This is a genomic window from Candidatus Pseudothioglobus sp. uisw_142 (assembly GCF_059512465.1).
In genome coordinates, this window is sequence record NZ_CM183452.1 from 1,199,844 (window position 1) to 1,213,226 (window position 13,383).

The 13,383-nt window shown below is 36.6% G+C and carries 9 protein-coding genes; 6 read left to right on the forward strand and 3 right to left on the reverse strand.

Annotated elements, in window-relative coordinates; genetic code table 11:
• Positions 1–1,773 (reverse strand): N-acetylglutaminylglutamine amidotransferase, encoded by a 1,773-nt coding sequence (locus AC5YGB_RS06160; protein WP_496136982.1) that lies wholly within the window; start codon positions 1,771–1,773, stop codon positions 1–3.
• 131 nt (positions 1,774–1,904) lie between these two features.
• On the opposite strand from AC5YGB_RS06160, the gene leuC reads away from it, so the two are divergent.
• The 3 genes from leuC to ruvA are packed head-to-tail and all read left to right on the forward strand — an operon-like array spanning position 1,905 to position 4,509.
• Positions 1,905–3,308: a 3-isopropylmalate dehydratase large subunit gene (gene leuC, locus AC5YGB_RS06165; protein WP_065353335.1), complete on the forward strand. Its 1,404-nt coding sequence runs from the start codon at positions 1,905–1,907 to the stop codon at positions 3,306–3,308.
• The gene (leuD, locus tag AC5YGB_RS06170; RefSeq protein ID WP_271557513.1) at positions 3,305–3,919 is read left to right on the forward strand and encodes a 3-isopropylmalate dehydratase small subunit; all 615 of its coding nucleotides are present in this window, start codon (positions 3,305–3,307) and stop codon (positions 3,917–3,919) included. The genes leuC and leuD overlap by 4 nt, the downstream gene beginning before the upstream one ends.
• The gene (gene ruvA / locus AC5YGB_RS06175; protein WP_496136983.1) at positions 3,916–4,509 is read left to right on the forward strand and encodes a Holliday junction branch migration protein RuvA; all 594 of its coding nucleotides are present in this window, start codon (positions 3,916–3,918) and stop codon (positions 4,507–4,509) included. The genes leuD and ruvA overlap by 4 nt, the downstream gene beginning before the upstream one ends.
• Here ruvA and AC5YGB_RS06180 read toward each other — a convergent pair whose 3' ends face one another.
• A complete protein-coding gene (locus AC5YGB_RS06180; protein WP_496136984.1) occupies positions 4,510–7,695 on the reverse strand; it encodes an efflux RND transporter permease subunit in 3,186 nt (1,061 codons plus the stop codon).
• Positions 7,696–7,763: 68 nt separating this feature from the next.
• Positions 7,764–9,575 (reverse strand): translational GTPase TypA, encoded by a 1,812-nt coding sequence (gene typA, locus AC5YGB_RS06185; RefSeq protein ID WP_496136985.1) that lies wholly within the window; start codon positions 9,573–9,575, stop codon positions 7,764–7,766.
• A gap of 138 nt (positions 9,576–9,713) precedes the next feature.
• Between typA and rlmE the strand changes: the two genes are divergently transcribed.
• Genes rlmE through dinG form a run of 3 tightly spaced genes read left to right on the forward strand, consistent with a single transcriptional unit; the run spans position 9,714 to position 13,375 of the window.
• On the forward strand, positions 9,714–10,331 hold the full coding sequence (rlmE, locus tag AC5YGB_RS06190) for a 23S rRNA (uridine(2552)-2'-O)-methyltransferase RlmE (RefSeq protein ID WP_271557507.1): 618 nt from the start codon (positions 9,714–9,716) through the stop codon (positions 10,329–10,331).
• A gap of 6 nt (positions 10,332–10,337) precedes the next feature.
• Complete coding sequence (locus AC5YGB_RS06195; protein WP_496136986.1) at positions 10,338–11,309, forward strand: polyprenyl synthetase family protein; 972 nt, start codon at positions 10,338–10,340, stop codon at positions 11,307–11,309.
• 8 nt (positions 11,310–11,317) lie between these two features.
• A complete protein-coding gene (gene dinG, locus AC5YGB_RS06200; protein WP_496136987.1) occupies positions 11,318–13,375 on the forward strand; it encodes an ATP-dependent DNA helicase DinG in 2,058 nt (685 codons plus the stop codon).
• The last annotated feature ends 8 nt before the right edge of the window (positions 13,376–13,383 follow it).

Sequence of the window (13,383 nt, forward strand, 5' to 3'; positions counted from 1 at the left end):
TTATTTGTCCACATTAATTTGAAACCAATACTCAAGTAATGCTAAGTGCCAAAGTCTAGAGCCATTCAATGCAGTCATATAATCTCTTGGTGAATCAATTACTTTATTGATATATTGTTTGTCAAAAATACCTCTATTAGTGCATGCGCGTGATAGAAGTATATCAGACATAAATTCCAGAAATTCACCCTGAATATACTTCAACGCTGGCATTGGAAAATAACCTTTTTTTCGATCAATAACTGAGTCTGGCAAGAGCCCCCTTGAAATATCTTTTAATGGATACTTGCCCTCTTCTCTCATCTTAAGAGTTGGAGGGATAGATAGAGCCCATTCAACAAGCTCAGTATCCATAAAAGGAACTCTAGCCTCTAGCCCCCATGCCATAGTCATATTATCAACTCGTTTAACAGGATCATCGACTATCAACCGAGTCATATCAGTCCTAAACACCTTATCTATAAAAGAGTCAGCGCCAGGTTTAGAAAATTCTTTATCTAACCAATTATGTGTGTGGTTTTCTCCTTGATATTGAGATGCAACAGTTTTTAAATACTCCTTATGTGGTCTATCAACATAGTGTCTAGAAAAGCGCTCAATGTCACTACCATTTTCTTTAGCCATTCTTGGATACCAAAAATATCCAGCAAAAGCTTCATCGGCTCCTTGCCCTGAAAGTACCACCTTAGTGTGCTTTGAAACCTGTTCTGATAGGAGATAAAAAGCGACAGCATCTTGACCGACCATTGGCTCAGACATATTCATGACTGCCTCTGACAATCTTGGAAGTACCTCTTGATTACTGATCTTATACTTTTGATGCTGAGTCTTAAATCGAGAAACAATTTGATCAGAGTATTCAAATTCACTTCCAGCCTCATCATCAATATCTTCGAAACCAATCGAAAAAGTTCGAATATCTTCATGACCAGCTTCTTTAAGTAATGCCACAATAAGAGATGAATCAAGGCCACCAGAGAGTAAAACTCCAATTGGAACATCAGATGCATCCATCCTTTTTGTAACAGCTGCAGTCAAGAGCTCATGTGTCTTCTCAATATACTCTTGATCAGAAATATTCTCTGAAGGTCTCTTTGCGCTGGGGCTCCAGTATGTTTTCTCTTGAATTTGACCATCAGTATTTAAAATAATAAATGTGCCTGGTTTTAATTTCTGAATGCCATTAATAATTGTATTTGGAGCAGGCACAACACCATGCAAAGAGAGTTGCTGCTGAAGAGCAACAGGGTTTATACTTTTATCAAGATCCTGCGTGAGAAGCGCTTGAGAGTTGGAAGCAAATGTAAACGCCTTACTAGAAGCATTAAAATAGAATGGCTTAATTCCCATCCTATCTCTTGCAATAAATAGCTTTTGAGAGGCTTCATCCCAAATTGCAAAAGCAAACATACCATCTAAACGCTCAAGACATTCCACGCCCCAGCAATGGTATGCCTTTATGATCACTTCAGTATCAGAATTTGAAAAAAAAATGTAGCCAAGACTAACTAATAAAGCTCGAAGTGATTTATAGTTATAAATAGTTCCATTAAAAACAAGTGTTAATCCAAGCTTTTCATCAACCATTGGCTGAGAGCCTAAATTTGATAAATCAATAATACTGAGACGCTGATGTCCAAAACCAATTGCGCCTTCAATCCATTTACCACTAGAATCAGGTCCTCGTCGGGCAAGTTTGGACATCATCATATCTAAAGACTTTGAAGAAACTTTTTTTCCATCAAAGCGAAACTGGCCGCAAATCCCACACATAAAATTAAACCCTAAAGCGTAAAAACTAAAATAAATTTAATATCCAACATATAGACACTTTTGATTATTTCTATAATGAAGGTTATCTTAGAAATGTAAAATAGTCATTTTATCAAGTATTGTTATCAATAATGCCTCAAACACTCTACGATAAACTAATGAGCGCCCATAAAGTTTTAGAACAAGATGGTTCAACGCTTATCTATATTGATCGTCAACTAATTCATGAAGTTACTTCTCCCCAAGCTTTTGAGGGTTTAACCTTAGCAGGTAGAAAAATCTGGCGTAAAAAAGCAAATCTAGCTGTCCCAGATCACAATGTTCCCACAACTGATAGATCAAGCGGAGTGAGTAGCATTACTGATCCAATTTCTAGACTTCAGGTTGAAACTTTAGATAAAAACTGTGAGTCATTTGATATTAACGAAATTCAAATGAATGATATCCGTCAAGGCATAGTTCATGTAATTGGTCCTGAACAAGGGGCAACTCTACCTGGCATGAGTATTGTTTGCGGTGACTCTCATACGACAACCCATGGTGCACTTGGAGCTTTAGCATTTGGCATTGGAACTTCTGAAGTTGAACATGTTTTAGCGACTGGCTGTCTATGGCAAAACAAAGCAAAAAATATGAAAATAGAAATTAATGGTGACTTAGGTATTGATGTTACTGCCAAAGACATTGCACTTTATGTCATTGGAAAAATTGGAACTGCAGGTGGAACAGGATTTGCAATAGAGTTCTGTGGATCAACAATTGAAAATATGAGCATCGAAGGAAGAATGACGCTTTGCAACATGTCAATTGAAGCAGGAGCGAAGGTTGGACTGGTGGCAGTTGATAATAAAACAATTGACTATGTAGAGGGCAGACCGTTTTCACCGACAGGTGAAAACTGGCAACTAGCCCTTGAGTATTGGCAAACTCTTCATAGTGACAGTGGATCTCATTTTGATGAGTCTATACTGATTGATGCAAGTCTCATTAAACCACAAGTCACTTGGGGAACATCTCCAGAAATGGTTGTTGATATAAACGGATCAACACCTGATCCTAAAAATGAAAAAGATGCTATAAAGGCAGACAGTATCAGAACTGCTCTTGAATATATTCACTTAAAACCAAATACTGCAATGAGTTCAGTAACCATAGATAAAGTGTTTATTGGTTCTTGCACAAACTCTAGGATAGAAGATTTAAGAATCGCTGCTTCAGTTGCGAAGGGTAAAAAAATTGCAAATAATATTAAATTAGCGCTTGTCGTTCCAGGCTCTGGACTTGTAAAAAAACAAGCTGAAGAAGAGGGTCTTGATCTAATTTTCAAAGATGCTGGATTTGAATGGCGAGAGCCAGGCTGCTCAATGTGTCTTGCAATGAATGCAGATAAATTAGAAGTTGGTGAGAGGTGTGCAAGCACATCTAATAGAAATTTTGAAGGGCGTCAAGGTCAAGGCTCTTTTACACATCTTGTAAGCCCTGCTATTGCAGCAGCTAGTGCAATTGCTGGCCATTTTTCTGGAGTAAGCTCATGAAAAAATTTAGCTCAATTAACTCAATTGCCATGCCACTTGATCGTGCTAATATTGATACAGATGCAATTATTCCAAAACAATTTCTAAAATCAATTAAAAGAAGTGGTTTTGGTCCAAATCTATTTGATGAATGGCGCTATCTTGATCATGGTGAGCCTGGCATGGATAATTCAATCCGTCCAATTAATCCAGACTTTGTTTTAAACAACCCAACTTACTCTGGTGCACAAATATTATTAACAAGGCGCAACTTTGGATGTGGCTCTTCTAGAGAACATGCACCTTGGGCTTTAGAAGATTATGGCTTTAGAGCAATTATTGCCCCCAGTTTTGCTGATATATTCTATAACAATTGTTTTAAGAATGGTGTTCTTCCAATAGTATTGAGTAGTGAAATTGTTGATAGCTTATTCAGTTATTCAGGACTTATAAATATTGACCTAGAAAAGCAAATTGTAAAGATTGATCAAAATTCGTTTGAATTTGAGGTGGACCCTGAAAGAAAGCGAAGACTAATCAATGGACTCGATGATATTGGTTTAACATTACAGAGCGAAAATCAAATTCGCATATTTGAAACAGAGCATTTTGCGAAATACCCCTGGCTATGATTGGACATCTAAAAGGAACAATTATCAGTAAGAATCCACCCGAGGTAATTCTTGAGGTTGGTGGGATTGGATATGAAGTACTTTGCCCAATGTCCACATTCTATCAACTTGATAATTTATCTGAGGATGTTTTATTATTTACTCATCTTAGTATTAAAGAGGATGGGCATACTTTATTTGGCTTTATTACTAAAGATGAAAAAAATATTTTTAGAGAGTTAATACGAGTGAATGGTGTTGGGCCTAAAGTCGCTCTAGCTATTCTCTCTCATTTAACTGTCAAATCTTTAATTGAGTGTATTTCAACAGAAGATGCGGATCTTCTTGCAAAAACTCCAGGAATTGGTAAAAAAACTGCCCTTAAGCTCATCGTTGAACTACAAGACAGACTTGTTAAGTTAGAATTAGTTGGAAGCCCAGAAGCCACTAATCAAATGGATCAAAGAAATAACCCTAATTCTAAACAGGCTATAGAGGCGCTTCAATCTCTTGGCTTTAAAACAAAAGAAGCCAATAGAATGGTTTCAAAAATTGATGACCAAGAGCTTTCAACTGAGCAATTGATTCGCTTAGCACTTCAAAATAAATAATTAAGCTGTAGTTTTCTTCCTAGAAAACTTAGCTCTTATCCTTCCAAGCATATTGATAAAGTCATAGTTCATCATGTACATACATGGAAGCAAGATTAAAGTTAAAACTGTTCCAAATATTAGGCCATAACCAAGAGCAAGAACCATTGGCTGCAAGAACACATCTGTACCACCAATACCATATGCAAGTGGCAATACACCAGCCATCGTCGTTAAAGTAGTTAATACTACCGCTCTAAGACGATCTCTAGAGCCTCGCGCTATCCAGACGATTTTGTCTTCAAGTTCTGCGCTCTTTGCTTTGATATAGTTTAAGTGACTTACCATTACTAAAGAGTCATTTACAATTACTCCCATTAAGGCTAATGAGCCTGTCAATGCAAAGAAACTTAGTGGCTCACCATGAAAATAAAATGCCCAAACAACTCCAATTAAAGAAAATGGAACTGCAGCTAATACAAGCATTGGCTGTGAATATGAGTTAAAGAGTATTGCCAATAAAAGATAAATGCCACATATTGCAACAACGAAAGCCCTCAGAAAATCTTGAAGCGAATCTATAGACTCTTGCGCCCCTCCAGCAGTAATAATTGAAACTTGTGGATAATCAACTGCAGCATTGAGCTCTTTTAATGCCTGCGCTAATATTATTGTCTTAGAAGGCGGTCGTCCCCCTCTTGCTTTTGGAGCTCCTTCAGGTTTTTGGTCTAGGGATTGGAGTTCACCAGTGTTTTGATTTTCACTTTGATCTTTCTGAACACTACTTGGCCTTCCTCTAGGGCGCCCATCAGCAATACTTGCAGTAACTTTTATAGAGCGATCACCATCTAAATGGTTATAGTCAGGCTCACCAGCAATTTCTCGTAGAGTTGAAAACTGACTCATTGGGATTGAGTTGCCTTGACGATTTTTAACTGAAGTATTTTTAATAAAGTTTTCAGTGTAATCATTCTCACCAATATAAATCCTAATATCCTCATCCTTCCCAGCAATTGTTGCATCAGTCACATATGACCCTGAAAAAGCGGTCCTAAGATGACGATATACAGAAGAATAATCAACACCTAAACGCGCCATCTCATCGAAATCAAGTACTGTTTCAATTCTAGGCTTTCCGATCTCATCGTTACGATTGATATTGTCAACACCCTTAATTGTTTTTAGAATCTCTTCAAGTCTATCAGCAGCAAGAGCTCTCTGAGAATCGTTATCAGATACAAGAGTTACCTCAATATCTGCGCCCTGAGGTGGTCCAGGTCTAAGTAATGAAATTTTAATTTCTTCAGCACCTTCAACGCTCTTGACTAATTCTTTAAGTTTTTCTTGCATATCTTCTGCAGTTCTCTCGCGATCACTTGTAGGAGATAGAGCAATTTCAATATCCGCCTTATTTGTAAAGTAGGCACCGACTTTACTAGTGTAAGACTTGAGATCATCACCAATCTCGCTAACAATTAGATTTTCAACGTCAATAACAATATTCTCGGTGTAAGAGGCTGAGCTTCCATTGGGTGCTTCAATGTTAGCAAACATTACTGTTGCACCCCTTGAAGGAAATAAATTAAATGGAATATTTTTCATGGCAAACATTGCTGAATAAACAAGTAAGGCAATAAAAATAGGAACAATTAAGTAGCGCCATCTTAGAAAACGGTGCATGCATTTATTGTAGAAATTTTCAACAGGTATAAACCAAGTTTTTTGTTTTCCACTTTTATTTGGAGTTGCTAAATGAGCAGGCAAAGCAAAAGTGATTTCAAGAAAAGATATTCCGAGAGCAAAAATTACAACTACAGGAAGTACATAAATAAATTTTCCTAAGACTCCACCCATTAGGAAAAAAGAAGACATGACAAGCATAGTTGAAATAATCGTTGTAATTACAGGCAAAATGACTCGCTTTAAACCTGTTACTACATTTTTGTATAGACTCCCTTCTTTGGATTTGTAATGATGAATACTCTCAGCAATGACGATACTATCATCCACAACGATACCAAGAACAAGGATAAACCCAGAAAGTGAAATAAGATTTATCGTATTACCAGTTAGACCGAGCCCAAATACTGTTCCTAGAAGTGTTACTGGAATACTCACAGCAACCCAAAATGCTGTCTTAATCGAAAGGAAGATGCCCAAAACAACTAAAACTAATGCAAGGCCAATATAACCATTTTTAATAATAATATCGAGTCTATTTTCAACTGCCTCTGACGAGTCATCTGTATAAAAAATATTGATATCATCTGGAATATTAACTTGAATCTCTGAAACTTTTTCTCTTACTCTTTTAACTGTTCTAATAATATCCGCTTGAGCCTGTTTTCTAACCTGGAGGACAAAACCTTTAGTTCCATTAACTCGAGTAATGGACATTTCTTCTTCTTGTCCTCTAAAAACTTCAGCAATATCGCCCAACCTAATAACAGGTCCATCAAAACTTGACTTTATGACTACATTTTTAATATCATCAATACTCTCAAATTCAGAGAGAATTACAATGTTTTTCTCAAGACTTTCTTGATTATTTCCACCTACAGTAAAACGTGCATTTCGACTTGAGATTGCAGCTATAACCTCGTTAATAGACATGTTGAACTTATCAAGCTTAACAGGATTAACCTTTATCTGTATTTCACTTTCAAGGTAGCTTGGATTATCAACTGCGGCAACACCTTTAATTCTAGACAATGAAACCTGAAGTTCGTCTGTAATTTGTCTCGCCTGATCAAAATTTCCCGATGTACTGTCAATATTTACAGTAATAACAGGAAAGTCACTGACATTAAAGTCGACAACTGCAGGCAAGTCTGTTACTTCTTCAGGAAATGATTTGACACGGTTTACTGCATTCCGAACATCATTCTTAACAGTGGTGACATCTTTTAAATCTGCTTCGAGTGTAACAATAATCGATGAAAGTCCTTCTCGAGACGAAGATGTAATTTCTTTAATTCCACTGACGCCTAGTAGTTCATCTTCGATAATATTTGTAACTTTTTTTTCTACATCTTCAGGAGAAGCTCCAGGATAAGCAGTAGTCACGCTCAGCACTTCAAAATCAACCGTAGGGAACTGATCTCTTTGCATCCCAACCACTGATAGAATACCAATCGCAATGAAGGCAAGAGAAAATACAATTGCAAACTTTTTTTGCTTGACTAAAAACTCTAAAAATGCTTCCATAAATTACAATATAAATAGGTCAAAAAGATTGCATTATATAGTTGTCGCATGAAGAAATAGTGGAGACTTTATGAACTTCTAGAGCGTTTTCTTTGATTTTCAGTCAACAACCTTTTGCGAATTCTAATATTATGAGGAGTAACTTCTACCAACTCATCATCATCAATAAACTCCAGGGCTTGCTCTAAGTCAAGACTAATCTTTGGTGTCAAGGCAACTGCTTCATCGGTTCCAGATGCCCTCACATTAGTCAGCTGCTTACCTTTCATGACATTGATAACAAGGTCTTTATCGCGCGTGTTTATACCTACTACCATTCCTTCATAAATATCTTCTCCATGCCCTACAAAGAACTTTCCACTTTTCTGGAGGTTAAATATAGCATAGGCTACCGATTTTCCCTGATTCATTGAAATAAGTGAGCCATTCGTTCTTTGACCAATTTTTCCATCTTTTTGAGGCCTATAAGAGTCAAATGATGAATACATCAATCCCGTTCCTGTTGTTGCAGTAAGGAATTCAGTCCTAAAACCTATAAGACCTCTAGCTGGAATAATAAAGTCAAGTTTTACTCGGCCTTTACCATCAGGAGTCATATTGGTCAGTTCGGCTTTTCTTTCTCCAAGTTTTTCCATAACAGATCCCTGATGAACTGACTCAACATCTACCGTAAGGTCTTCAAAAGGTTCACAAATTGTTCCATTAACCTCTTTGAGAATAACTTGAGGTCTTCCGACTGAAAGTTCAAAGCCCTCTCTTCTCATTGTTTCTATTAGAATAGAAAGATGCAACTCTCCTCTTCCTGATACTAAGAATTCAGAAGAATCCTGCGTATTTTCAACCCTAAGCGCAACATTATAAATGAGCTCTTTATCTAACCTTTCTCTGATATTTCTAGAGGTTATATACTTACCATCTAGGCCTGCGAAAGGGGAATCATTCACTCTAAAAGCCATACTTACTGTCGGCTCATCAACACTTAGAGGCGGCAAAGCCTCAACACTTGATGAATCACAAATAGTATCAGAAATAGATATGTTTTCAATTCCCACAATGCCAACAATATCACCTGCATTCGCAGAATTGACTTCATGCCTATCTAAACCATTAAATCCTAATAATTGAACAATTTTTACGTTACGCTTGGATCCATTTGGCGCAATCAAGACATTCTGCATATTCTTTTTTGCAATACCTCTTTCAATTCTTCCAATACCTATAGCTCCAACAAATGAAGAATAATCTAATGACGTTATTTGCATTTGAAATGGGCCATTAATATCAACTTTTGGTGCTGGTGCTTTGTCAACAATTAATTCAAACATTGGAGTCATATCTCCATCTCTAACACTATCATCTTCAGAAGCATATCCGCCAAGTGCTGAGGCATATATAACTGGAAAATCTAACTGTTCTTCAGTAGCGCCAAGCTGATCAAAAAGCTCAAATACTTGATCAATAACCCAGTCTGGTCTTGAGCTATCTCTATCAATTTTATTAATCACTACTATAGGATTAAGGCCTTGCTCAAAAGCCTTTTTTGTAACAAATCTTGTTTGTGGCATTGGGCCGTCAGTAGCATCCACTAGAAGTAGAACGCTATCAACCATTGAGAGAACTCTCTCCACCTCACCACCAAAATCAGCATGTCCGGGAGTGTCAACAATATTAATTCTATAGTCACCCCACTTAATAGCGGTATTCTTAGAGCTAATTGTAATTCCCCTTTCTTTTTCAAGATCATTTGAATCCATCATCCTGTCAGTCGCCTGAAAACGCTCATCAAAGGTTTGAGACTGTGAAAGTAATTTATCTACAAGCGTAGTCTTTCCATGGTCTACGTGAGCAATGATTGCAATATTTCTTAAATTGACTGCCATAATATATTTTTTCAAAAAAATCGATGGCATATTATCCCGTAAAAATCAACCATACCCAACATAAATGAGAAATCAATTTAATTTAAGTTAAAGGACTTATCTTATAAAATATAGTAATAATTACTAATTATTTTGACTGTGGCCAAAAAAGGGAGTTCTCGTCGCTGGATGCATGAACATTTAAGTGATGAGTTTGTAAAAAAAGCACAAAAAGAGGGTTATCGCTCTAGAGCTGTTTATAAACTTCTTGAAATCGTTGAAAAAAAAGCAATTATTAGAAATGGTGATAAGGTCTTAGATCTTGGAGCTGCTCCGGGTGGCTGGTCTCAGGTTGCTGCAAAACTTGTTGGCTCTCAAGGCAAAGTTATTGCAAGCGATATATTGCCCATAGAATTAATTGATGGTGTAGATTTTCTTCAAGGGGACTTTACTGATCAGTCAGTTTATGATGACTTATTAGTCATGACTGATGGCGCTAAAGTAGATGTAGTTCTTTCAGATATGGCGCCTAATATGAGTGGACAATTATCAGTTGATCAACCCAAGTCAATGTACCTTGCTGAACTTGCAATTGAGATGGCCATAAAAACCTTAAATCCAGGTGGAAGTTTTGTTGTCAAAGTGTTTCAAGGTGACGGTTTTGATGTATTTGTTCAGAATGCTAAAAAAGCATTTAAGAAAGTCTCTGTAATTAAACCAAAAGCTTCTCGACCTAGATCTAAAGAAGTATATTTATTAGCAAGTCAGTTAAAATAAATCTTTATGCAAAACTTCGCTGAAATACAAGCGCTCATGAAGAGCGAACTTGAACTAATGGATAAGATTTTAGTCAATCGGCTAGATACAAATGTTGACCTCATTAGTCAGATGAGTCATTACATAATAAATTCAGGCGGAAAACGCATACGGCCACTGCTACTTCTTTTGTGTGCTAAAGCCACAGATTATGATGGAGATTATCATTACTCGATGGCAGTGGTGATTGAGCTTATTCATACTGCAACTCTTCTCCATGACGATGTAGTTGACCAATCATCAACGCGTCGTGGTCAAGAAACTGCAAATGAGTTATGGGGAAATGCACCCAGCGTTCTTGTAGGAGACTTTCTTTATTCAAGAGCCTTTGAAATAATGGTTGAACCAAACTCAATGGCAATTATGAAAATCTTATCAAAAGCCACCAATCAGATTTCTGAGGGAGAGGTTTTACAATTATTAAATATAAAAAACGCAAAAGTTACTCAATCTGAATACTTTCAAGTCATTGAAAGAAAGACAGCGTGCTTATTCAAGGCTGCTTGCCAGATAGCTGGGATTTTATCCGGTTCAAATCAAAATATCATTGAGGCACTTGGAAGTTTTGGAATGCATCTTGGTAATGCTTTTCAAGTTATTGATGACACGTTAGATTACGAATCTAACGCACTAATCATTGGAAAAGAAATTGGGGATGACTTATCCGAAGGCAAGGTGACATTGCCCATGATTTACGCTTTAGAGAAAACTAGCGGTTCTAAAAATAAAATGCTCTCCAATGCAATAAAACAAGCTGACTCATCTAATATTGAAAGCATTGTTGAGATTCTTTTATATGTGGACGCATTTAATTACAGTCGAAATATAGCCAGAGAGCAGTCAGCTAAAGCAATAGAATACCTAGACCTAATACCAAGTTCAGAATATAAATCTGCTTTAAGGTTGCTTTGTGAAATCTCTCTTGAAAGGAATTCATAGCTCAATTAATGCTGACTCCAAAACTTAAACAGCAGATTCGAACCTCTTTTGATGGGGCTAAAACTCAATTGAGTAATTATAGTAATCGATCATCTCAGAATAAAATGATCGCTGAAATTTCAAAAACCTTGATGGGTGAATACCCCAATATGAATCCAATTATCTGCGTTGAAGCGCCAACTGGAACTGGAAAAACGATGGCTTATCTTGTCAGCTGTTTACCGATTGCCAAAACGCTTAAAAAGACACTAATTATTGCGTCAGCAAATGTTGCTCTTCAAGAACAAATACTTAACAAAGACATTGTTGAGGCAAAAAAATACTCCTCTGTAGATTTCGAATATGCTTTGGCAAAAGGCAGATCTAGATATGTCTGCATCAGAAATTTAATCAATCTTACAGAAGAAAATTCAAACTCTCCTGATGCGTTTGAGGATGCGCTACTTTGGGATGAAAAACCAACTAAAAGTGATTTAGACGAACTTTCAGAGATGGCTGATAGTTATTCATCAAACAGATGGAGTGGGGAGATTGATGATTTGGAGAGCCCTCCAGATAATAGCCTTTGGCAAAAAATTGCTTGCAATAGGTTCACATGCAATTCAAAGAATTGTGAGTTTTATAATGATTGCTCTTTTTTTAAAGCTAGAAAAAAGGCATCCCAGTCTGATGTAATTATTGCAAATCATGATCTTGTCCTCGCTGATATCATCAATGGCAATAATGTTCTTCCAGATGTCGAAGATTGTGTCTTTGTGTTTGATGAGGCTCACCATTTATCCCAAAAAGCTCTATCTCATTTTTCAGAAGGTGGAAGTACTGAATTTATGAAGACCTCGATTCGACAATGCCATAGTGCTATAGATCAAATTATTAAAATCTCAAAATCCAAATCTTCCAATAATTATATTGAGAAGGTTGATACTGCTTTAAATGAACTCTCTGATTTACTATCTGATCTAGATTACTCTGATGACGTGTCTCTATTTCCTATAACTGGGATACCCAATGAAATCGTCAATCAAACCAAACAGATATTCATTCTATTCAACTCTGCTTACAATGATTTTTATGAGCATAAAGAACAATGGGAGGAATATACCAAAGCCAACAAAATAGAACAAACGACTACTGATAACTTAAATAACATTATTGGTCAAAACAATCAGAATTTATCCTCCATTCTGTCTCTTCTCAGTACATTTAATCGTATGCCCGATCAAGATAAACCGCCTTCAAGTAATTGGATCAGCCGTTCTCGACTTGCAAACAGGAAAAATAATTATCAACTAAATTCTGCAAAAATAGATGTCTCAAGCTCACTCGATCAGATGATATGGTCTAAGGCAGCTGGAGTGGTTCTGACATCTGCCACTTTAACAGCACTTGGCAGCTTTAATAGACTCAATCAGCAGCTTGGATTAGACGCTTCTAAAAATCAATACCTTAGGCTTGCATCACCTTTTAACCATAATTCAGTAGAGTTTAAAATTGCTAAGATTGAAGCAAGTCCAACAAATTCATTTGATCATACTGAAGAGGTTGCACTCGCACTAAAAAATCGAATCGATACTGAATCTGCAACTCTAGTTTTGTTTGCCTCAAATAGTCAAATGCAAAGTGTCGCCGATATAATCGAAAAATCAATTGATTGTGAGCTACTAATACAAGGCGAATATAGTAAAAAAAATATCTTAGAAAGGCATATAGAAAATAGAAAAAAAGGCAAAGGAAGTATTATTTTTGGATTAGATAGCTTTGCTGAAGGGGTTGATCTTAAAGGTGACTACTTAAACCATGTATTTATAGCCAAACTTAGATTTAGCGTCCCAACCTCACCCATTGAAATGACTACCCAGTCTTATCTAGAATCTCTGAATCGAAACTCATTTATGGAAATATCTCTTCCAGATGCATCGTTGAGGCTGATTCAGGCTTGTGGAAGGCTGATTAGAACTGAGACTGATACGGGAACAATTACTATTTTTGATAATAGATTGATCCAGAAATTTTATGGAAAACTACTGCTTAAGGCACTTCCTGATTTTAAAATCATTGTTGAGTGAGTTGACTT